Below are 21537 nucleotides of genomic sequence, written 5' to 3'. Positions count from 1 at the left end.
CATGGGCGGCTCTTGCCAACCCGCGGGAAGTTCTGTAAATCATAATACGACATACCGATGACATAATATGTCTTCTATAGTAGACCAGGGAGGAATTGAAATGAAGCATTTTCGTAAGGGGCTATTCGTTGGAGCCGCCATCAGCTTGCTGGCGCTGACTGCTTCTGCCGCCGTAGCCGAAACGCCGAAGGACCAACTCGTCATCGGCACGTCGCTTGCCCAGGTGTTGTCGCTTGATCCGCAGCAGGCGACGGAAGGCAAGGCCAATGAAATCATGTGCAATCTCTATGACCGTCTGGTCCTGGCGACGCCGGGGGGGAAGATCGCGCCGCAACTGGCAGAGAGCTGGGCGATCGATGACAAAGGGATCACGTTCAAGCTCAGGGAGGCGGCGTTTGCCTCCGGTAATCCGGTGACATCCAAGGATGTTGTTTTTTCGCTGACGCGTCTCCTCAAGATGAACCAGGCGGCTGCGGCCAACCTGAAGCGGGTCGGCTACAATGCCGACAATGTTGAAAAGCTGGTGACGGCACCCGATGAGCGGACAGTGCGCATTGATCTTTCGGGCGAGGTTACCCCGGAATTGCTTCTCTATCGTCTCGCCATGGTGACCACCAGCGTTGTGGACAGCGTCGAGGTTGAAAAGCACGTCAAGGATAACGACTATGGAAACGCGTGGCTGCGCACGAACTCTGCCGGTTCGGGGCCCTTCACGCTCAATCGCTGGACACCCAACGAAATCGTCATCCTGGACGTCAACAAGGATTATGTCGGAGGCGAACCGAAGATGCGGCGCGTCGTTATCCGGCATGTTCCCGAAAGCCAGGTCGAGCGCCTGATGCTGGAGCGCGGCGACATCGACATTGCAAGCGCATTGAGCGCATCTGACCTTGCGACGTTTCAAGATAAGCAGGGATTCCAAATTCAGCGCGTGCCGACCGGGGGGTTCTATGTGCTGTCCATGAATGCCGGAAACCAATATCTATCTCATCCAAAGGTCCGCGAGGCGATTGCCTACGGCATCGATTATGCCGGCATCGAAAAGACCATCATGGGGCCTTACGGCAGGGTGCGGACGGTGCCGGTGCCGGAGAATTACGAATATGCCATTTCGAGCCCCGACTGGCATCTCGATGTTGAAAAGGCCAAGTCGCTGCTGGCGGAGGCCGGGTTCAAGGATGGCTTTTCGCTATCCTTGAAGACGATCGCGCAGACGCCGCGTATCGATCTTGCAACAGCTATCCAGGCCTCGCTTGCGCAGATCGGCATCAAGGTCAATATCCAGCAGGGTAATGGATCGGAGATCATCGCGGCCCACCGTGCCCGCGATTTCGACCTCTTGATCCCGCAGACAGGCGCCTACATGCCGAACGTCCTTGGCTCGATGGAGCAGTTCTCCAGCAATCCGGACAATTCGAAGGAGGCAAACAACGCCGGCAACTTCGTCTGGCGCTCGGCCTGGGATATCCCGGAACTGACGAAGCTGACCGCAAAGGCTTCGCTGGAGCCGGATGCCAAGAAACGCGGCGAGCTTTATGTCGAAATGCAAAAGATGTTCGTCGACCTCAAACCGGCGGTGCTGCCGCTCTTCGAGCGTTATGAGCCGATCGTTCTTAATGCGCGCGTTAAAGACTATGTCGGCCACCCGAACATGACGACCCGACTCGAAGCCGTGACCAAGGCAGAAACCGAATAACCGACGCAGGCAGCCGATCATGAAGGAATTGTCCACGAGTGAGCTTGGAAGGCGCGTCCTTCAACTCATCGTCAGTCTGTTCATACTGCTTTGCGTCACCTTCGTGATCGGCCGCGTCATGCCCGCCGATCCCGTCGGCGCAGTGGTCGGCGAGCTTGCCGACCCTGCCGCCTACGCGGCGATGCGCGCGCGCCTTGGGCTTGATTTGCCCCTTTATCAGCAGTTCTTCATTTATCTGACGGGCTTGCTGCAGGGTGATTTCGGAACGGCAATCCTGACGGGCAATCCCGTTTCGAAGGATCTGGCGCAGGCATTTCCGGCAACGTTTGAGCTTGCCACCCTGGCGGTCATCATATCGACATTCATAGGTGTGCCGCTCGGACTTGCGGCAGCACTTTTCCGCGACAGCTGGATCGACAAGACGGCGCGGGTCGTGGCCCTCGTCGGTCATTCGATACCGGTCTTCTGGTTCGGTATCGTTGGGCTTGTGATTTTCTATGCCGGGCTTAACTGGGTCGGCGGTCCGGGCAGGGTCGATGTCTATTACGAGGGTATCGTAACCCCAAGGACCGGTCTGATGCTGGTGGACAGCCTGCTTGAAGGCGAGCCCGAAATTTTCTGGAATGCGCTCTCGCATATCATTCTGCCAGCCATCATCCTTGCTTACGCGGCGATGGCATACATCACCCGCATGACTCGCAGCTTTACACTTGAGCAGCTCAATCAGGACTATGTCATTGCAGCGCGAGCCAAAGGGGTCGGACCGGCGAATACGGTGATCGGTCATGTTCTGCCGAACATTGCCGTGCAGTTGATCACCGTCCTTGCGATTTCCTATGGAAATCTTCTTGAAGGCGCCGTCGTGACCGAGATCGTCTTCTCATGGCCGGGGATCGGTCAATACATGACGAATGCGTTGATGATCGGCGATATGAACGCCATCCTGGCCGCTACAATCATCGTTGGCTTCATCTTCATGTTCCTCAATTTTGTAGCAGACATTGCCTATGCACTTCTTGATCCGCGCACCCGGGAGGCCACCCAATGACCGACGCGCTCCACTCTCAAAGCGAGATCAGGCGGCCGCCAATCCCGGCCCGCATCGCCGCCTCGCTCGCTCGCGCCGGACGCCAGCTTGCCGACGAGCCGCTCGGTCTTTCCGGCTTCCTCATTCTCGCCGTGCTTTGCATCGTTGCAATCATTGCGCCGGCGCTTGCGCCTTATGATCCAAATGTCCAAATGCTGAGTGATGCACTGCAGCCGCCCAGCCTTGCACATCTTGCAGGGACCGATGAGTTTGGACGCGATATCTTCAGTCGCCTCGTCTATGGGACAAGGATCACCATTCAGACGGTTCTCTCGATATCCATAATCGTCGGCCCTGTGGGTTTGCTCATCGGCATCGTATCCGGCTTTTTCGGCGGCCGGACAGATGCAATCTTGATGCGTGCAACCGATATCGTCCTGTCCTTTCCCTCGCTGATCCTTGCCCTTGCGTTTGCCGCCGCGCTTGGAGCGGGATTGAACACGGCGATCATCGCGATCTCCTTAACGGCCTGGCCGCCGATTGCCCGGCTGGCCCGAGCCGAGGCCTTGGTCGTCCGCAACGCCGATTACGTCGCCGCAGCCCGCCTTTACGGAGCGTCTTCCTTGAGAATACTGCTTCTCTACATCGCACCCATGTGCGTCCCCTCGGTGATCGTGCGCCTGACGCTCAATATGGCCGGCATCATCCTGACGGCGGCATCGCTCGGCTTCCTCGGGCTTGGCGCGCAGCCGCCGGCGCCCGAATGGGGCGCGATGATATCAAGCGGACGCAAGTTCATGCTCGATTACTGGTGGGTTGCCGTCATGCCGGGCATTGCCATCTTGCTCACGAGCCTCGCCTTCAACATCGCCGGCGATACGCTGCGCGATATCCTGGATCCGCGCCATGCAAGATCGTGAAACCTCAACCATCCTTTCCGTCCGGAATTTGAACGTGCGCTTTGGGCGCAGTTCAATACCGGCCGTCAGCGAAGTCAGCTTCGACCTGGGGCGGGAAAGGCTAGGGATTGTGGGCGAATCCGGTTCCGGAAAATCGACAACTGGACGGGCGATCATGCGCCTTCTTTCGCCGAGCGCCGAGATCTCGGCGGAGCGTTTCGATCTTGCCGGCAGTCCGCTGCTTGAAAAGACCGAACGGCAGATGGGTGCACTGCGCGGCAAGGAGATGGCGCTTATCATGCAAGATCCACGCTATTCGCTTAATCCGGTGCTGACCATCGGCAGACAGGTGGCGGAGGCGGCAAGGATTCATCTTGGCCTTGGTCGCGCTCAAGCGATGGAGAGTGCAAGAAGCATGCTCCATCGCGTCAGGATCAGTGATGCAGACCGCGTCATGGCACTTTACCCGCATCAGATATCCGGCGGCATGGGTCAGCGCGTGATGATTGCGATGATGCTGCTTGCCAAGCCGAAGCTGGTCATTGCCGACGAGCCCACGTCGGCACTCGATGTCAGTGTCAGGAAGGACGTCCTCGTTCTGCTCGACGAACTGGTGCGGGAAAATGATTCCGGCCTCATCCTCATCAGCCACGATATCCGCATGGTCGCAGCTTTCTGCGAGCGGATCCTGGTCATGTATGCAGGTCGTGTCGTTGAGACGCTCACGAGCCTCGATGACGCCCGGCATCCCTATACGCGTGGCCTGATTGCGGCGCTTCCCGACCCCCGTCATCCGGTCCGCAGATTGAAAGTACTGGACAGGAAGGCATTGGAAGCAGAGGCGGCGCAATGATCAGGATCAGCAATCTCGATGTTGTCTATGGTGCGGGCAAAACGCGTAACCACGTCGTAAAAGGGGTAGGCTTTGAGGTCGGCAGGGGCCAAACGCTGGGCATCGTCGGAGAATCCGGCTGCGGCAAATCAACGGTCCTGCGGTCTCTAGCCGGTATCGAGCAAGGATGGACGGGTTCTATAGAACTCGACGGCAAGGCAATCGGAAAGATCCGGTCGCGAAATGAGCTGAAGTGCGCGCAAATGGTGTTTCAGGATCCCTATGGTTCGCTTCATCCGCGTCATCGCATCGGAACGGCCCTGGCCGAGCCTCTCCGCTCGATGGGACACGGTGATGGCTGGTCTGCCGTCCAAAAGGCGCTGCGGCAGGTAGGACTGCCCGAAAGCTTTGCCAATCGGTTTCCCCATGAACTGTCGGGAGGCCAGCGTCAGCGCGTTGCCATTGCGCGGGCTCTTATCCTGTCGCCGCCGATCCTGCTGCTCGATGAGCCAACCTCGGCGCTCGATGTCTCCGTTCAGGCCGAGATCCTCAATCTTCTTGCAGACAAGCGCGACGAGCATGGGCTGACCTATGTGCTCGTGAGCCACGATCTCGCAGTGATCGCGCACATGTGCGACAGGGTGCTTATCATGAAAGACGGTGCTTTCGTCGACGAGCTGACGAAAGCCGATCTGGAATCAGGCGTCACCCATGCCGATTACTCACGCGAACTTTTCGAGGCAAGTTTTCTCTGATTGCGGCCCGACGAGCCGGCTATGCGCCGAATCTGTGCGCCGCGCCTTCCACCGGACTTGCCCAAACGGTGGCACCTGTTGCAAAGGCGGTCTCTCCTTCGGCGCGCACCACCATTTCGCCGACTTGCGGAACATCCAGATAGAGGATGGCATCGGCGCCTAGGCGCTCGATATGTCTAACCCTGCCTTGCCAGGTGCCTTTGGCTTGGGAAAGGCGAATATGCTCGGGTCGGATCCCGTAGGTCTGGCACCCGAAGCGCTGTGCAACCTCGCCCGTATAAAGGTTCATCTTCGGGCTGCCGATAAAGCCCGCGACGAAGGGCGTCGCCGGCTTGCGGTAGAGTTCCATCGGGCTGCCCACCTGCTCGACCCTGCCACCGTTCAGGACGACGATCTTGTCGGCCATCGTCATCGCCTCGACCTGGTCGTGGGTAACGTAGATCATGGTTGTCTTCAGGCGGGTATGGAGTTCTGCAATCTCAAGCCGCATTTGGGCTCGCAGAGATGCGTCGAGGTTCGAGAGCGGCTCGTCGAACAGGAAGACTTTCGGGTCACGAACGATCGCGCGACCGATGGCAACGCGCTGCCTTTGCCCGCCGGAAAGCGCCTTCGGCTTGCGGTCGAGCAAATGGGTGAGCTGCAAGGTCTCGGCTGCTGCACGGACCTTGGCCTCGATCTCGGACTTCGGGCGGCGGGCAAGCGAAAGCCCGAAGCCGATATTTTCCGCAACCGTCATATGTGGATAAAGCGCATAGCTTTGGAACACCATGGCAATACCGCGCTTTGATGGTTCGGCGGCCGTGACATCCTTGCCGCCTATCGTCAGCATGCCGGACGTGGAATCCTCCAGCCCGGCAATGATCCGCAGCAAGGTGGATTTTCCACATCCAGACGGCCCGACAAATACGACGAATTCACCGGAACGCACCTCCAGATCGATGCCCTTGATGACATCAAGGGCGCCAAAGCTCTTGCAAATCCGGGTGAGGGTGAGCTCAGCCATTTTACACTAACCTTTCACTGCGCCGGCAGTCATGCCTGCCACGATCTGCCTGTTGAAGAAGATGAAAACGATGAGGGGAGGGACCGTAACGAGCAGTATGTTCATGAAGAGCAGGTTGTACTGGCTCGTGTACATGCTCTGGAAATTATAGAGCGTCAGCTGCACGGTGACGTTCTCTTTACCTGGCAGGTAATAAAGCGGGTTCGTGAAATCATTGAAGATCGCGATCGACTGCACGACAATGTTGGTCACCGTCACCGGCTTGAGCAGAGGCAGGATCACCCGGAAGAATATCTGCCAAGGCTTTGCCCCGTCGATCAGTGCCGCCTCATCGAGATCGCGGGGAATGGTCGAAATGAACGCTCGGTAGAGCAGAATCGAGAACGAGAGATTATAGGCGACCTGGATCAGGATCATCCCGGTTATGGTCTTGAAGAGGCCGATTTCCTGTAGCAGTCCGATCGTCGGAACGACAGCCGGTGGCATCATCAGGCCCATGAAGAGCGCACCCGAGGCAACGGCATTCCAGCGGGTTTTGCGGCGCTGCATGACATATCCGACCATCGCCGAAAGCAGTATCAGTATGGTGACCGAGACGACGGTGATCAGCGTCGAATTGAAATATGCCAGCACGAGCTGATAGTCGCGCGCCTGGAATACTGCTGCAAGATTGTCCCAGAACAGCCACTGTTGGGGGAGCGTGAAGTCGAGCCGGGATGCCTCGGATTTCGACTTGACCGCCTGGAGGGCAATGAACACGAAGGGCAGCACGAAGATGACCGTAGCCACGGCAAGCGCGATCGCGCCGCTCGTAAAGGGCCGCATCCGTCTCATTGTTCGACCTCGCGCCGGTTAAGCCACACGGTAAGCGGTAGAATGATGATGGCGATCAGCGCAAACAGGATAACATTACCCGCAGTCGACAAACCGTAGAATCCCGCCTGATACTGCTTGTAGATGACCGATGCGATCACATCCGAGGAAAAGCCCGGCCCACCGCGCGTCATCGCCCAAATGAGATCGAACGACCGGAGGCCGCCGATCAACGACAGCGTGATGACGGTGATCGTCGCCGGACGCACAAGAGGCAGAGTGATGCGCCAGAACTGCTGGAAACGTGTGGCACCGTCAATTCTGGCAGCCTCGTAGTAATCAGGGCTGATTGCTGCTAGGCCGGCGATAAAAATCAAGGTGGCAAGACCCACGCCCTTCCAGAGATCGACGAGCGCCACGGAAAAAAGAGCAAGCGCCGGATTGGTCAGCCAGCCTGGTCCGGGAATGGCGAGCGTTTCAAGCATGGCATTGATGATGCCCTTTGTCGGGTGCATCATCACGGTAAAGGTAATGCCGATGCCGATCGTCGATACCAGAACTGGAAAGAAAACGAGCGTGCGCAGGAAGCCTCGAGCGAAAATATTACCGGTCAGCAGCACGGCGAGCAGGAGCCCGCATATCGTCTTCAGTCCGGATGTCGTCAAGGCATAGATCAGCGTGTTGACGAGGCCCTTGACCAGAAACGGCTCGGAAAAGAACTGTCGGAAGTTCTCCAATCCGATGAACTCGGCGCTCGAAAGATCCCAACGTGTGAGGCTGAACCAGAGAGAAGACACTGTAGGGACGACAAACAGCACGCCGTAGACGGCTGCGGCAGGAAGAAAAAACCACAAGGGATAGGGCGATTTGCGTGAGCGGAGGCGTGTTTCGGTCATGGTTACCTCTTCGATCGGGTGGGCCTCGCCCGTAAACGGCGAGGTCAGCTTTCCCGAAGGGCCACTACCAGTTGGGTAGACCGAGCTGCTTTGCCTGCTTGCGCACGTCATCGTCATAAAGCGCGGCCGCCTCGGCTGGCTGGCGGATGCCGGACCCGACCTCGACGGTGATCTGTTCAAGAGCCGGTCCCTTGATCGGCGACACGAATTCCAGAGCCGGCGTAGTCGCCTTCGCTTCGAAATAGGGGAGCATGTCCTTCACCGCGGGCGGGACGTCAGCCGGCAGCGCGCATCCGTCGACCAGGGACGGACCTTGGGCCGTGTTGGTCTCAACCATGATCTCGCAGCCTTCGACGCTTCCGGCGAAATCCACAAATTTCCGGGCTTCATCCGCGTTCTGGCTGGCGAGCGGGACATAAAGGGCAGGCGGCATCCAGACCGTCAGGCCGTTCTTGGCCGGATCGTCCCCCGGCTGGGCGAAAAAGCCGACACCCTCAAGATTTTCCGGATAGTTCTGCTTCAAAGCACCGACGGCAAAGGTGAGCATCGGATAATGTGCGGCCTCGCCTGTCGCCACCATCCTGAGGCCGTCGTCATAGCTTGCCGCACCGAAATCCTCGTTCACCAAGCCGGCGTCATGAACCTCCTTCAGGCGTTCGAAACCCTTCATGGCCGCAGGCGTCGTCGCGTATTTCGCCTTGTTGGCCGTATAGTCGGTTGCGAAGTTCGGCGCGGATTGATGCAGGTTGTAATAGTCCGCCAGAACGAAGAGCTGGGAGGTCCAGGTGTCGCGATAGGTCTGGGCAACAGCGACCTTGCCGGCCGCCTTCACCTTTTCGTTGTTGGCCATGAACTCGGCCCATCTCTTCGGGACGGGCAGGCCGAGGTCCTGATAGATTTTTCTGTTGTAGAGGATCCCGCCAGCCATCGCCGTTCCGAAGGGAACGCCGTATAGCTTGCCGTCAGCGCGGACCACGGCCTTGAAGCTCTCGTCTACTTTTGCCTGCGACGAAAGATCACTGAGGTCGGCCAGCGTCTGTCCAGGTTTCAGCGCCTGCATCAGCGAGCCGGAATTGTACAGGAATACATCCGACATTTCGCTTGTTGCCAGCCGCGTCTTGACGATGTTGTCGCCCTCGCCACCACCCGGCCGCTGCTCGATTTCGATCGTCACATCCGGTGCGATCTTCTCGTAAGCTGCAACCAGCGCCTCGGCGGCTGCGACGGTATCGGGGCTGTTATCGATCAGGAACGAAAGGGTCGTTTCTGCCTCTGACGGCCCTGCGGCAACCAGCGCTACGAGTGCCGACGCACCGGCAAGAATGACTTTGATGCGGTTTGCCATGACGTTCCTCCTCTGAACGGTTTGACGGTGGCAGGTATGCTCCTCAAAGATGGGGAAGAGAAAAGATCAGCTCATGTGTTCCTGCTCGAAGGACGGCCTCCCCCATGACAGGCTCGCCGTTAAGCAGCGGGTTCTGATGCCGTCGTCCGGGCCGGAATCGACCGACGCAGCCTTCTGGAAGCGTCACGTTATAGGTGACCCTGTTGCCGCGGCACTCCCATTGAGCTTCAATTCGACCTTGACGCACGTCATGATAGGCGGTGACGGGCGAGAGCGCGGCAATCGGCGCCGGATCGACGATGACCTCGGAAAAACCAGGTGCGCTTCGGCTTGGCGAGATGCCCGCGACGCTCTCAAACAGCCATTGGCACACGGCGCCATAGGCATAGTGATTGTAGCTGTTCATGTCAGGCTCGTAGATAGTGCCGTCCGGCGCCATTGAATCCCAGCGCTCCCAGATCGTGGTTGCGCCCTTGGACACCTGATAGAGCCAGCCCGGAACCTCCTCCTGCAGGAACACCTTTTCGGCAAGGTCGTCCATTCCGAGCTTCGTCAAAGCTGGCAGCAGGGCGGGGGTGCCTATGAAACCCGTGCCGATCTTGTAGTCCGCATCGATGATCACCTGTCTGAAGTGCTGCTTGGCAGCCTCATGGTGCGCAGCTGGGATCAGGTCGTATAGGAAGGCCAGCGCGTAAGACGTCTGGTCGTTATGTGCCATGCGTCCGGATGGTGCGATGAATTCGTGCGCAAACGCCTGTCGAATTTCGGCAGCACGGCGCTTCATGCGCGCCTCCAGAGCCTGGTTGCCGAGGATCGCTGCGATCTTCGCCAGCAAGTCGGTGGAGATGAAGTGGTAGAGTGTTGCAGCGCAATCGTCGGCAACTGTCGGGCGCGGCTTCCGGTTGTCGCCGATCGGTTGCAGCCAGTCTCCGAATGTGAAGCCGCGGTCGCCCCAGCGGGACGGCGGGCGCACGATCGGGCCGTCCGATATCGACCAGACGAAGTCGACCCAGCGCACCATCGCATTCAGGCATTCGCAAAGAACTGCCCGATCGTCGTAATGCGTGTAAAGAACCCAGGGGATCACGACGATGGCGTCGCCCCAGCCGGTCGAACCGGCAAATCCCGGGAAGTTCTTCGGATGCAGGCGTGTCGGGTCGGGCGAAAAGTGGGAAATGGCACCATCCTCACGTTGATCGGCCATCACATCGCGCAGATATTTCCGGAAGAAGGCCTGGCTGTCCGTCAGCCAGCAGGCTGTTGCAGCAAACACCTGAGCGTCGCCTGTCCAGCCGAGGCGCTCGTCGCGCTGGGGGCAATCGGTCGGGACCTCGATGAAATTGGCGCGCTGTGACCAGATCGTGTTCTGGACAAGCCGGTTGACGAGCGCGTTGCCCGACTGGAAGCCGCCAGTCAGATTGGGCACGGAGGAGATCGGAACCGACGAGATCGCCAAGATACGTGCGTCGCCCGTAGCCGTCACTCTGGCATAGCGGAAGCCTTGAAAGCTGAAGTGTGGCGCGTAGGTCTGTTCGCCGTCTCCGCAAAGCGTATAGATCGTGTGGGCTTGTGCGGTGCGATAGTTGCGGTTGTCGAAGTGACGGCCAGGCCCCAGGACTTCCGAATGTTCCACGCGAATTTCGGCGCCTGCTGGCCCGCGGACCGTATAGCGCACATAGCCGCCGATGTTCTGGCCGAAGTCGTAGATCGTTCGCCCTTCCGCGTCGGTCCAACTATCAATCGGAGCGATCGGCGGCAATTCACGAACCGGCGCCGTTTCGTGCGCGACGAGCAATGCCTTGTCGAATGGCAGCCTCACGGTGCCGTGAGTGTCGGCAAGCTTTTCTTCGCGCGCATCATAGATCTCGCCGAAATAGATGCCGGATTTGCGGATCGGCAGCAGCCCGCTCTGCCACGTGGTATCGGTTGAGACAATGACGCCATTCGGCCCGACCAGGTCTGCAATGGCCGCCGTTTGGTCGCCCCAGCAATTGGGAATGGCCTTTTGACCCCACATGAGCGGAGACCGGTACCATCCGTCCGCAAGCCAGATCTCGATGCGATTCTGGCCAGGCTTGACGAGGTCCGAGACGTCATAGTGCTGAAAGGCCAGGCGATGATCGTAGCTGGTCCAGCCGGGTGTCAGGAGGTCATTGCCGACCCGTTTGCCATTGATGAAGCAGCGATAAAGGCCGAGTGCTGAAATGAAGAGTTCGGCCGGCGTCTCTACGCAATCGCAGTTGAACGTCTTGGCGACAAAACTTGCGGCCGTTCCCTGGCCGCGATCCGACAGCGGCGCGATCATATCGCTGGTCCAGTCTCGTGAAACGAGATTGTCGCTGGCCGCCATCGGCTGAAAATTCATCAGATCCCCCACATCTTTTGTAGAACGTTCTTCGTATAACGTTCTACATTTTTTTCAGAAGTGCAATAGATATTTTGCAACCGGTCTGCCATGGTGATTTGGTGAGCCTTAAGGGCCTGCAGATCGAATCTGAGGATTTCATGCCAATCAAAGAGAAGTCGAAGCCTGCAAAGCGCGATCGTGTGACGATACGGACGGTTGCTGCGCATGCAGGCGTATCTGTCGCGGCGGTTTCGAAGGTCATGCGAAATGCATATGGTGTGAGCGAGAACCTTCGCGCCAAGGTGACCGGGTCGATTGAAGAACTGGGTTATCGACCGTCAAGGACCGCACGCGGCCTGCGCGGTCGTACGTTCACGATCGGGCTGCTCCTTGTCGATATACGCAATCCCTTCCTGCCCGAAGTCATCGACGGCGTGAACGGCGTTCTGGCGCCGTCGCACTACCAGGCAATGATCGGCGTCGGCGAGGGCCGCATGCAACTGGAGACCTCTCTCATCGAATCTATGATCGACTATAAGATGGATGGGCTCATCCTCGTCGCTCCGCGCCTTCCTACCGAGATCATTGCAGAATTTGCGGCACAAGTTCCGATCGTGGCGGTCGGTTATCATGATCCGAAAGCAAAGACCTTCGACACGGTCAACACCGATGACCAGCGAGGGGCAGAGATAGCGGTAGAGGCATTGCTGAAGTGTGGTTATCGCGACATCGAAATGCTCAGCCTGGGAGCCCGCGAAGGTCACAAGGTCTCCGTCGTGCGCCAGCGTGAAATCGGATATCGGCGCGCCATGCTGCGTGCCGGACTGGGCTCCTCAGCACCGATCAGCCACATTCCTGTCCATTCCCCTAAGCGCGAGGAGGCAATGCGGGTGTTCCTGGCGCGAAGTGATCGGCCTCGTGGCGTCTTCTGCTGGAGCGATCTTGATGCGATTACGCTTTTGAGCGCAGCCGCGGAAATGGGCGTGCGGATACCCGAAGACCTGGCGGTCGTGGGCTATGACAATTCGACGACCGCAGCTCTCAGCCTGGTCAATCTGGCAAGCATCGACCAGTCGGGCAGGGAGCTCGGTGAAGCAGCGACGCGAACCCTTTTGTCCAGGATCGAGGGTCGCAGCGATCCAGAGCATCTTCTGCTGATGCCCTCGTTGGTCAACAGGAAGAGCTTAATTTAGTTCTGGGCAACGCTGATGCTCCTTGCCGTTATGAGCAAAGTCGCCGAGAAAATTTGCAACCAAATGGGTCAATGACGATCCTGCAGCAGTTGCGACTTCACCTTGAACCATTTGTTTCAGAAGTCTGCCGAACCGCTTATTTATAAACCATTTTGCGAGATTATTTCGAAGGAAACCCAACGCGGAATCTCGCTCTCCTTTATGCGTAAGAACAGATCTTTGCGGTCGCGGTAATTGAAAATCACCTATCAGGACGCAGCGGCGGACAAAGGCGCTGTGTGCACGGCGTGTTGCCGGGCGGCCAAAACGTCACCGACTGCGATCAGGACGGGGTTTTCGGTGCCGATCTCGCTGATGCCTTCGGCAAGGCCTGCAAGGTTCCCGTGCCACTGTCGCTGCGTCGTGCGGCTCACATCGCTCATGATGACGGCTGGCGTTTCGGGCGACAGGCCTTCGGCGATCAGCCGGTCGGCAATGAGCGGCGCGGTTCTCCCGCCCATATAAAAGACGGTGGTCGTATGCGGATCGGCAGCGGTGGTCCAATCGACATCCATCGGCAATCCGCCATGGCGGGAATGGCCAGTGATGAAGCGTACAGACTGGGCATGCTCGCGATGGGTGAGGGAGATGCCGAGGCGTGAGGCCATAGCGCTTGCTGCCGTGATGCCGGGAATGACGTCGACCGGAATGTTCTCGCAATCAAGATGAGCGATCTCTTCGCCGGCGCGGCCGAAGATCATGGGATCGCCGGCCTTGAGGCGGACGACGCGCTTGCCCGCCTTTGCGAGTTTTACCATCATCGCGTTGATGTCTTCCTGGCGGCAGCTGGTGCGGCCGCCGCGTTTGCCGACCAGCATGCGCTTGGCCTCGCGGCGCGCGAGTTCCAGCACTTCGGCGGAAACGAGATCATCGAAAAGGATAACGTCGGCGGCCTGCAGCGCGCGAACCGCCTTCAGCGTCAGAAGCTCGGCATCGCCAGGGCCTGCGCCGACGAGCGTGACGCGTCCGGTTGTGCTTGTTGTGGATTTCAAGCCTCGAGCAGCAAGTAAAAGCTGCGCCTCGGTCTGGTTGACAGCAGAGCTGTCGAAGGCCATGTCGGCGAATTTTTCCCAGAAAAGTCGCCGCGCGGAAGCGGTTTCAAGGAGGCCGTTGACCCTGCCGCGTATCGACTGGGCAAGTCCAGCCCAGGATTTCAGCGTGCGCGGGAGCAAGGTCTCGATCTTGCGGCGGATGGTCTGGGCAAGAATGGGTGCTGCGCCATCCGTCGAGATTGCGACAACGACGGGGGAGCGGTTGACGATCGATCCGAACTGGAACTGGCAGAAATCCGGCTTGTCGATGACATTGACCGGAACGCCCCTCGCGCATGCCGCATCGAAGAAGCGCCTGGCTTCAATCTCGTCGTTGCAGTCGGCAATTGCAATGGCAGCGCCGGCAAGATCGTCCATTTGCCAGTGCCCCGGATGATGGATCAGTCTGGCCGCAGCGTGCTCGAGATTGCGGGCGAGAAGCGCCTTGAAGCTGCCGCTCAGCGTTTCGGCGTAGATTTCGACATGAGCGCCGCAGGCGGCAAGAAGTTCCGCCTTCCAGGCGCAGGCGTCGGAGCCGCCGGCCACTACGCACCGCTTGCCTTCAAGCGCCCAGAAGACGGGCAGCTTTGCAAGCGGCTCCATGCGGGCGGGATTGTCATTCCGCGGCTGCTGCAAGACATCCATCGATGATCCCCTTGATTTCGGCGCGGCACGAGCCGCAGTTGGTGCCGGCGTTGAGCTCTTTACCGACTGCCTCGACGCTGCGGCAGCCGCCGCGGACCGCCGCTACGATCTGATTGACGCCGACGGCGAAGCAGGAACAGACCGTCGCACCTGGGTCCGGCTTGTCGGCGCCCGGTCGGCCGGCGACAAGAGCAAAGCGCTTGCGCAAGTCGCCATGGTCGGCGGCAAGCTGTGAGATCGCCCAGCTGCGAGCGACGGCGACCGGTTCGCGGGCCAGGAACAGCGCAGCAAGCAGGCGCGTGCCGTTGAAGAAGGCGAGCCGCAGATCGCCAGATTGCCGATCCGCGTAGCCGAGCGGCTCGATCTCAGCAGGAATACCAAAAGTGCTGCGGCACCAGCCGCACCAGTCTTCGACCGCGTGGTCGAAGGCGAGTTCCAGTCGCCAGCCGCCATCTGCTTTCGCCAGGGCCCAATAGGCGGCGGCAAGGCTTTGCGGTTTGCTCGCCGAGACTGCAAAGCCGTAGCGGGCTGCCTTCAATGGCCGGGCGGCGACTGCGACGTTCTTGGAGGCAGGCTGGCCGGAGAATGGATCGGTGAGCGGGGCAACCACTGCGTCGATGCGAGCCTTGGCGGCAAATTGATCGTTCCAGTGCATGGGTACGAAAATGCTGCCGCGGGCCTGGCGTTCGGTGATCAGCGCGCGCACGACGGCCTTTCCCTGCGGACTTTCAATTTCGACCAGACCGGCATTACCGACACCGATTTCCATCGCATCTCGGGGGTGTAGTTCAGCAAAGGGTTCGGCGATATGGGCGGAAAGGCGCGCACTTTTGCCAGTGCGTGTCATCGTGTGCCACTGATCGCGGATACGTCCCGTGTTAAGCGTGAAGGGATAGTCGGCGCTGGTGCGGTCGGATGCGGGCGGCTCAACCGGCACGAAGCGTGCCTTGCGATCGGGATGAAAAAAGCTGCCCTTCGCAAAGAAACGGGTCACAGTCCTATCGTCGCCGACGGGCTGTGGCCACTGAAAGGGTGTCATCGCGTCGTAGGCAGCCTTGTCGATGCGGGCATAGGCGCCGATGTCGAAATCGCGGTTGCCACGGTTTTCGAAGGCGGAAAGCGCTGCGTGCTCATTGAAAATGTCTGACGGAGAGGCAAAGGCGAACGCGTCGGCAAAACCCATGCGGCGTGCGACCTCGGCCAATTGCCACCAATCCGCGCGCGCATCGCCGGGGGCGTCGATGAAGGAACGCTGGCGCGAAATGCGGCGTTCGGAATTGGTGACTGTACCGCTCTTTTCTCCCCAGCCAAGGGAAGGCAGCAATAGGTGGGCATGGGGGGCGGTGTCGGTCGTCTTGAGGATATCCGAGACGACGACGAAAGGGCAGGCCCTGATCGCGGCCTTAACGGCATCGGCATCCGGCAGCGAGACCACCGGGTTCGTCGCCATGATCCAGAGCGCCTTGATGCGGCCGTCGCCGACTGCCTTGAACATGTCGACGGCCTTCAGACCCGGCCTTTCGGCAATCGCCGGTGACTGCCAGAAGCGTTGCACGCGATCGCGGTCTTGTGCGCTCTCAATCGCCATGTGGGCGGCAAGCATGTTTGCCAAGCCGCCAACCTCACGGCCGCCCATCGCGTTCGGCTGGCCCGTGAGCGAGAAGGGACCCATGCCCGGCTTGCCGATGCGTCCGGTGGCGAGGTGACAATTGATGATGGCGTTGACCTTGTCAGTCCCGGACGAGGATTGGTTGACGCCCTGGCTGTAGCAGGTGACGGCCTTCTCGGTCGCCGCGAAGAGGCGATAGAACTCGCGAAGCTGCATTGCCGGTAAGCCGGTCAGTTCCAGTACCTCGTTGAAGGAGACCCCAGAGGCGGATGCAAAAGCCTCGGCAAAGCCGTTCGTGTGTTCGGCGACATAATTCTGGTCGATGGCATTGTTTGCGATCAGGTGCTCGAAGAGGCCGAGGAAAAGAGCGACATCGCTGTCTGGCCGGATCGCTAGGTGCAGATCTGCGATGTCGGCAGTCATCGTCCGGCGCGGATCGATGACGACGACCTTCATGCCGGGACGCGCCGCCTTGGCGGCCGCCAGCCGCTGATAGATGACCGGATGGCACCAGGCAAGGTTGGACCCGGTAAGGATGACCAGATCGGCCAGTTCGAGATCCTCATAGGTCCCGGGTACCGTATCGGCGCCGAAGGCGCGGCGGTGGCCGGCGACGGAAGATGACATGCAAAGGCGCGAGTTGGTGTCAATGTTGGCCGAGCCGATGAAACCCTTCATCAGCTTGTTGGCGACGTAATAGTCCTCGGTCAGCAGCTGGCCGGAGACATAAAAAGCGACGGAGTCAGGCCCGTGCTCGGCAATGGCATCCAAAAAGCGCTGCGCCACGAGATCAAGAGCCTCATCCCATCCGGCCCGCCGTCCCGCGATCTCCGGATGCAATAGGCGTCCGTCGAGATCGATCGTTTCGGCGAGCGCCGAACCCTTCGAGCACAGCCGCCCGAAATTGGCCGGATGGTCCGGGTCGCCCATGACGGACACATTGCCGTCATCTGCGATCTTGGCGATCACCCCGCAGCCGACGCCGCAGTAGGGACAGGTCGTCTTGATCTCTTCTGCCATCTATTCCGCCGCCATCATCAAGCTTTCGAGGGCAATGAAGAGGGCGCCGTCCTGGTTGCGGACCGGAATGGTCCGCACCGCGCCCTCATCGGCGCCAAGCGCCTTGCCGGTTTCGAGCGAGATGACCCAGTTGTGCAGGGGGCAGGTGACCGCCTTGGCATGCACGATTCCCTGGCTGAGGGGGCCGCCCTTGTGGGGGCAGTGATCTTCTATGGCGAAGACTTCGTTTTCAGCCGTCCGGAAGACGGCGATCTTGCCCTGCGGCGTCTTCACGCAGCGCGCACCGCGCAGCGGGATCTCGGAGATATCACCGATCGCAATCCAGTTCATGTTGATCTCCTTACTCTGCAGCCTGCGGATAGCCGATGGTCGCCATCGGCTTGAACTCATGCTTATCCTTGCCGGAAACACGCTCCGACCAGGGATCGACCTGGGCGAATTTCTGACTGAACACGAAGCGGTCGAAATAGGCCTTGCGCTTTTCGGCATCGCCCATGATCTGGCGACGGATCTCGTCGAGGCCGATGCGCTTGGCCCACTTGTAAATGCGCTCGAGATAACGTGCCTGCTCGCGGTACATCTGCGTCAGTGCAACGATATGCTCCAACGCTTCGTCCTCGGTCTTGACGAGACCGAGGATCTCGGTGCCCTTGATGTCGAGACCTGCCGCACCGGCGAAATGAATTTCGTAGCCGGAATCCACGCAGATGACGCCGACATCCTTGCAGGTCGCCTCCGCGCAGTTGCGCGGACATCCGGAGACTGCCATCTTGAGCTTTGCCGGCGTCCAAGAGCCCCACATGAACTTTTCAATGCGGATGCCGAGCCCGGTTGAATCTTGCGTGCCGAAGCGGCACCAGTCGGAGCCGACACAGGTCTTTACCGTGCGCAGGCCCTTGGCATAGGCCTGACCGGAGACGAAGCCTGCCTTGCCGAGATCGGCCCAGACGGCCGGAAGGTCCTCTTTCTCGACGCCGAGCAGGTCGATGCGCTGGCCGCCGGTGACCTTCACCATCGGGATTTCGAACTTATCGACCACGTCGGCGATGGCCCGCAGCTCCTTGGAGCTGGTGACACCCCCCCACATGCGCGGCACCACCGAATAGGTGCCGTCCTTCTGGATGTTGGCGTGGACGCGCTCGTTGATGAAGCGCGACTGATAATCGTCGGCATATTCGTCCGGCCAGTCGCAAACGAGGTAGTAGTTGAGCGCTGGACGGCACTTGGCGCAACCGCAGGATGTCTTCCACTCCAGCTCCTGCATGATGGCAGGAATGCTCTTCAGCCCCTTGGCCTTGATCAGGCGCCGGACGTCGTCATGGCCAAGTTCGGTGCAGGTGCACATCGGCTGCACGGCGGTAGGGTTATAGCTATCGCCGAGCGTCAGCGCCATCAATTGCTCAACGAGGCCGGTACAGGAGCCGCAGGACGCCGACGCCTTTGTGTGGGCGCGCACGTCGTCCAGCGAGGCCAGCCCCTTGGCCGTGATCGTCGAGGTGATTTTGCCCTTACATACGCCGTTGCAGCCACAGATTTCCGCGTCATCCGGCAAGGCTGCAACGGCCGCCATAGGGTCCAGCGGGGACCCTCCCTGGTAGGCCTGTCCGAAGATCAGCGTCTCGCGCATCTCGGAGATATCAGTCTGCTTCTTCTTGAGATCGTTGAACCAGGCGCCGTCTGCGGTTTCGCCGTAGAGCACAGTTCCGATGATCTTGTTATCCTTCAGCACCAGGCGCTTGTAGACACCAGCCGAAGCGTCGCGAAGGACGATCTCCTCGCGGTCGTCGCCGTCGGCGAAATCGCCAAGCGAGTAGAGCTCGATGCCGGTGACCTTGAGCTTGGTCGGGGTATCGGAGTGAACGAAGGCGGCCGAGGTGTCGCCGCACAGGTGGGCGGCGGCAACGCGGGCCATTTCGTAGAGCGGAGCGACGAGGCCGTAGACCTGCCCACCGACTTCTGCGCATTCGCCGAGCGCCATGATGCTGCCGTCGGAGGTCTGCATGCCGTTATCGACGACGATGCCGCGATTGACCGCGATGCCAGCCTCTTTCGCCAGGCCGACATTCGGACGGATGCCGACGGCCATGACGACGAGCGTTGCCGGAATGATCCGTCCGTCGTCGAGCTCAATGCCCTCGACCTTGCCATCACCGATGATTGCCTTGGTATTGGCCTTGGTGATGACCTTGATGCCGCGCTCCTCGACTGCCCTTTGCAGCAGATAGCCGGCCGCAGGATCGAGCTGACGCTCCATCAGCGTCGGCATGACATGCAGCACGGTCACGTCCATGCCACGCTGGGCAAGGCCGGCTGCCGCCTCAAGACCGAGCAGGCCGCCGCCGATGACGATCGCCTTTTCGCGTGACTGGGCAGCAAGCAGCATTGCCTGCACGTCGTCGAGGTCGCGGTAGGTGATGACGCCAGGTAGATCCTTGCCGGGAACCGGAATGATGAAGGGCACGGAGCCGGTGGCGATCACCAGCTTGTCGTAGCTTTCGGTGACGCCGTGGTCGGAGGTTACGGTCTTGGCGTGCCGATCGATCGCTACGATCTTGTGGCCCTTGTAGAGCGTGATGCCGTGCTTGATGTACCAGCCGTCGCCGTGAATGATGATCTGCTCATAGTCCTTTTCTCCGGAAAGAACAGGCGAGAGCATGATGCGGTCATAATTGACGCGCGGCTCGGCGTTGAAGATTGTGACCTCGTATTGGCCGGGGGCCTTTTCGAACAGGTGCTCGAGCATGCGCCCGGGCGCCATGCCGTTGCCGATGATAACGAGTTTTTCTGTCATAGTTACAAGTCCTTAGATTAGGTTGCCGCCACTGCAGGCACGGCGTGCCCCTGGCGTGACAGGTGCTTTACGGACAGGTGCATCCAGATGAGCGACGTCACGACGATCGCAAAGAGCAGCAGGAAGCAGCTGGACCAAAGGCCGGTGACGTCCTTGAGCAGGCCGAAAGCGATCGGAAGGATGAAACCGCCAAGGCCGCCCATCATCCCGACGACGCCGCCGACTGCGCCGACGCTTTCTGGATAGTAGGCCGGAATGTGCTTGTAGACGGCTGCTTTGCCGAGGCTCATGAAGAAACCGAGCACGAAGATGACGATGATGAAGATTGCTGGCGTAATACCAAGCGCAGGCCCGGATCCCGATGGAGATGCAGCCGGTAGAGACAGGATGAGGGTGGCGGCGGCGGAAACGGCCAGCATCGCGTACATGACGCTTCTTGCGCCCTTCTTGTCGGATAGAACGCCGCCGAATGCTCTAAAGATGCTGCCTGGCACGGAATAGGCCGCAGCAACCATGCCGGCGATTTCCAGATTGAATCCGTAGACGCCAACCAGATAGCGCGGCAACCACAAAGACAGGGCGACAAAGCCGCCGAAGGCGAAAAAATAATAAAGCGAGAAACGCCAGACCTGGATGTTCTTGAGCGGAGCGAATTCTTCGAGGAAGCTCTTTGAGGCGGCGCCGCGACAGCGGCGGTCGCGAAAGGCCGGGTCGTCGGTGGTCGAAAACCAGAAGACGATTGCCATCGCCACAAGAACGAGAGCCCAGATTTCAGCAACCGCCTGCCATCCCCAGGCGATGAGCACGAAGGGCGCCGCGAACTTGGTAACCGCGGCTCCGACATTGCCGGCGCCGAATATCCCGAGCGCGGTTCCCTGCTTTTCTGGCGGAAAGAACGGCGAGACATATGCGACACCAACTGCGAAGGAACCACCGGCAAGGCCGATCCCCAGTCCTGCGATCAGCATTTCTGTGTAGCTTGTTGCGTAGGAGAGCAGGAAAGTCGCCATGGCCGCTGCCACCATGGTGAGCGTGTAGACCAGACGACCGCCGTAGCGGCTCGTCCATATGCCAAGCACGATCCGGACGAGCGAGCCGGTCAACACAGGGGTGCCCACCAGCAATCCGAATTCTGCCTCGTTGAGGCCGAGCTCCTGTTTGATACGAACGCCTATAATCGCAAAGATCGTCCAGACGGCGAAGCAAACGGTGAAGGCGACCGTCGAAATCCACAATGCTCTGGCTGGCTCGCCAGCAGACATTAACTGGGGTTTCTCAGAAAAAGGCATGGCTTCTCCAGGGCCCGACAATGTCGTGCCAATCCATCGTTGAGAGTTAAAACAAAAAGCCGCTGGCCAGGTCGCGCACACGAATGCGCGGCATATCCTGATCAGCGGCTTTGCCTGAGGCGCCCGTCTTTGGACGCCGAAATATGCGACCTCTCGGCCTCGTGATTATCTATGCAAGGGGCGTGCCAATTCGAAATTCAGGCGAATTTCGTCTTTTCTCTTGGCAAGTCAGCCTTATTGGTCAGGATGACTAGGGTGAGACCGCCGGTGTCGTCGGTCAAAAATTATGCAATGCATAGAAAATAGG

General features: G+C 59.6%; 16 protein-coding genes. 6 read left to right on the top strand and 10 right to left on the bottom strand.

What is annotated here, in order from left to right; genetic code table 11:
- The first annotated feature begins 100 nt into the window (after positions 1-100).
- Genes RGR602_RS30395 through RGR602_RS30375 form a run of 5 tightly spaced genes read left to right on the top strand, consistent with a single transcriptional unit; the run spans position 101 to position 5209 of the window.
- Positions 101-1696 carry an ABC transporter substrate-binding protein gene (locus RGR602_RS30395; RefSeq protein WP_040115696.1) on the top strand — a complete coding sequence of 532 codons (1596 nt, stop codon included), beginning with the start codon at positions 101-103 and terminating at the stop codon, positions 1694-1696.
- Positions 1697-1715: 19 nt separating this feature from the next.
- Positions 1716-2744 (top strand): ABC transporter permease, encoded by a 1029-nt coding sequence (locus tag RGR602_RS30390; RefSeq protein ID WP_040115695.1) that lies wholly within the window; start codon positions 1716-1718, stop codon positions 2742-2744.
- Complete coding sequence (locus RGR602_RS30385) at positions 2741-3643, top strand: ABC transporter permease (RefSeq protein WP_040115694.1); 903 nt, start codon at positions 2741-2743, stop codon at positions 3641-3643. Before RGR602_RS30390 ends, RGR602_RS30385 begins: the two co-directional genes overlap by 4 nt.
- Positions 3630-4475, top strand: coding sequence for an ABC transporter ATP-binding protein (locus tag RGR602_RS30380; protein ID WP_040115693.1), 846 nt, complete (start codon positions 3630-3632; stop codon positions 4473-4475). The genes RGR602_RS30385 and RGR602_RS30380 overlap by 14 nt, the downstream gene beginning before the upstream one ends.
- Positions 4472-5209, top strand: coding sequence for an ABC transporter ATP-binding protein (locus tag RGR602_RS30375; RefSeq protein WP_040115692.1), 738 nt, complete (start codon positions 4472-4474; stop codon positions 5207-5209). Before RGR602_RS30380 ends, RGR602_RS30375 begins: the two co-directional genes overlap by 4 nt.
- Before the next feature lie 19 nt (positions 5210-5228).
- Here RGR602_RS30375 and RGR602_RS30370 read toward each other — a convergent pair whose 3' ends face one another.
- The 5 genes from RGR602_RS30370 to RGR602_RS30350 all read right to left on the bottom strand — a co-directional run bounded on the left by RGR602_RS30370 (position 5229) and on the right by RGR602_RS30350 (position 11631).
- The gene (locus tag RGR602_RS30370) at positions 5229-6212 is read right to left on the bottom strand and encodes an ABC transporter ATP-binding protein (RefSeq protein WP_040115691.1); all 984 of its coding nucleotides are present in this window, start codon (positions 6210-6212) and stop codon (positions 5229-5231) included.
- Between the two features lie 6 nt (positions 6213-6218).
- On the bottom strand, positions 6219-7046 hold the full coding sequence (locus RGR602_RS30365) for a carbohydrate ABC transporter permease (protein WP_040115690.1): 828 nt from the start codon (positions 7044-7046) through the stop codon (positions 6219-6221).
- Complete coding sequence (locus tag RGR602_RS30360; protein WP_040115689.1) at positions 7043-7921, bottom strand: carbohydrate ABC transporter permease; 879 nt, start codon at positions 7919-7921, stop codon at positions 7043-7045. Before RGR602_RS30360 ends, RGR602_RS30365 begins: the two co-directional genes overlap by 4 nt.
- 64 nt (positions 7922-7985) lie before the next feature.
- Complete coding sequence (locus RGR602_RS30355) at positions 7986-9266, bottom strand: ABC transporter substrate-binding protein (RefSeq protein ID WP_040115688.1); 1281 nt, start codon at positions 9264-9266, stop codon at positions 7986-7988.
- A gap of 43 nt (positions 9267-9309) precedes the next feature.
- Positions 9310-11631 carry an alpha-L-rhamnosidase gene (locus RGR602_RS30350; RefSeq protein WP_040115687.1) on the bottom strand — a complete coding sequence of 774 codons (2322 nt, stop codon included), beginning with the start codon at positions 11629-11631 and terminating at the stop codon, positions 9310-9312.
- Positions 11632-11771: 140 nt separating this feature from the next.
- Between RGR602_RS30350 and RGR602_RS30345 the strand changes: the two genes are divergently transcribed.
- On the top strand, positions 11772-12806 hold the full coding sequence (locus RGR602_RS30345; RefSeq protein ID WP_040116613.1) for a LacI family DNA-binding transcriptional regulator: 1035 nt from the start codon (positions 11772-11774) through the stop codon (positions 12804-12806).
- 248 nt (positions 12807-13054) lie between these two features.
- Here RGR602_RS30345 and cysG read toward each other — a convergent pair whose 3' ends face one another.
- From cysG to RGR602_RS30320, 5 genes are read right to left on the bottom strand one after another with little or no spacing between them, the layout of a single operon-like run.
- On the bottom strand, positions 13055-14521 hold the full coding sequence (cysG, locus tag RGR602_RS30340; RefSeq protein WP_040115686.1) for a siroheme synthase CysG: 1467 nt from the start codon (positions 14519-14521) through the stop codon (positions 13055-13057).
- Positions 14493-17150, bottom strand: coding sequence for a nitrate reductase (locus RGR602_RS30335; protein WP_040115685.1), 2658 nt, complete (start codon positions 17148-17150; stop codon positions 14493-14495). Before RGR602_RS30335 ends, cysG begins: the two co-directional genes overlap by 29 nt.
- A complete protein-coding gene (gene nirD, locus RGR602_RS30330; RefSeq protein ID WP_022716194.1) occupies positions 17151-17480 on the bottom strand; it encodes a nitrite reductase small subunit NirD in 330 nt (109 codons plus the stop codon).
- 10 nt (positions 17481-17490) lie between these two features.
- Positions 17491-19941 (bottom strand): nitrite reductase large subunit NirB, encoded by a 2451-nt coding sequence (nirB, locus tag RGR602_RS30325; RefSeq protein WP_040115684.1) that lies wholly within the window; start codon positions 19939-19941, stop codon positions 17491-17493.
- 17 nt (positions 19942-19958) lie between these two features.
- Positions 19959-21230, bottom strand: coding sequence for an MFS transporter (locus RGR602_RS30320; RefSeq protein ID WP_040115683.1), 1272 nt, complete (start codon positions 21228-21230; stop codon positions 19959-19961).
- Between the last annotated feature and the right edge of the window lie 307 nt (positions 21231-21537).

Origin of the sequence: Rhizobium gallicum bv. gallicum R602sp (genome assembly GCF_000816845.1) — a bacterium.
Classification (GTDB): domain Bacteria; phylum Pseudomonadota; class Alphaproteobacteria; order Rhizobiales; family Rhizobiaceae; genus Rhizobium; species Rhizobium gallicum.
Note: the sequence above shows the minus strand (reverse complement) of the source record. Positions and strands in the feature narration are given on the sequence as shown.

What these genes read in the sequence shown, in the direction of transcription:
- RGR602_RS30360 (WP_040115689.1), bottom strand. Translation starts at nt 7,921, where the DNA reads ATGACCGAAACACGCCTCCGCTCACGCAAATCGCCCTATCCCTTGTGG.
- RGR602_RS30385 (WP_040115694.1), top strand. Translation starts at nt 2,741, where the DNA reads ATGACCGACGCGCTCCACTCTCAAAGCGAGATCAGGCGGCCGCCAATC.
- RGR602_RS30350 (WP_040115687.1), bottom strand. Translation starts at nt 11,631, where the DNA reads ATGAATTTTCAGCCGATGGCGGCCAGCGACAATCTCGTTTCACGAGAC.
- RGR602_RS30390 (WP_040115695.1), top strand. Translation starts at nt 1,716, where the DNA reads ATGAAGGAATTGTCCACGAGTGAGCTTGGAAGGCGCGTCCTTCAACTC.
- RGR602_RS30335 (WP_040115685.1), bottom strand. Translation starts at nt 17,150, where the DNA reads ATGGCAGAAGAGATCAAGACGACCTGTCCCTACTGCGGCGTCGGCTGC.
- nirB (WP_040115684.1), bottom strand. Translation starts at nt 19,941, where the DNA reads ATGACAGAAAAACTCGTTATCATCGGCAACGGCATGGCGCCCGGGCGC.
- RGR602_RS30320 (WP_040115683.1), bottom strand. Translation starts at nt 21,230, where the DNA reads ATGCCTTTTTCTGAGAAACCCCAGTTAATGTCTGCTGGCGAGCCAGCC.
- nirD (WP_022716194.1), bottom strand. Translation starts at nt 17,480, where the DNA reads ATGAACTGGATTGCGATCGGTGATATCTCCGAGATCCCGCTGCGCGGT.
- RGR602_RS30345 (WP_040116613.1), top strand. Translation starts at nt 11,772, where the DNA reads ATGCCAATCAAAGAGAAGTCGAAGCCTGCAAAGCGCGATCGTGTGACG.
- RGR602_RS30380 (WP_040115693.1), top strand. Translation starts at nt 3,630, where the DNA reads ATGCAAGATCGTGAAACCTCAACCATCCTTTCCGTCCGGAATTTGAAC.
- RGR602_RS30355 (WP_040115688.1), bottom strand. Translation starts at nt 9,266, where the DNA reads ATGGCAAACCGCATCAAAGTCATTCTTGCCGGTGCGTCGGCACTCGTA.
- cysG (WP_040115686.1), bottom strand. Translation starts at nt 14,521, where the DNA reads ATGGATGTCTTGCAGCAGCCGCGGAATGACAATCCCGCCCGCATGGAG.
- RGR602_RS30370 (WP_040115691.1), bottom strand. Translation starts at nt 6,212, where the DNA reads ATGGCTGAGCTCACCCTCACCCGGATTTGCAAGAGCTTTGGCGCCCTT.
- RGR602_RS30395 (WP_040115696.1), top strand. Translation starts at nt 101, where the DNA reads ATGAAGCATTTTCGTAAGGGGCTATTCGTTGGAGCCGCCATCAGCTTG.
- RGR602_RS30365 (WP_040115690.1), bottom strand. Translation starts at nt 7,046, where the DNA reads ATGAGACGGATGCGGCCCTTTACGAGCGGCGCGATCGCGCTTGCCGTG.
- RGR602_RS30375 (WP_040115692.1), top strand. Translation starts at nt 4,472, where the DNA reads ATGATCAGGATCAGCAATCTCGATGTTGTCTATGGTGCGGGCAAAACG.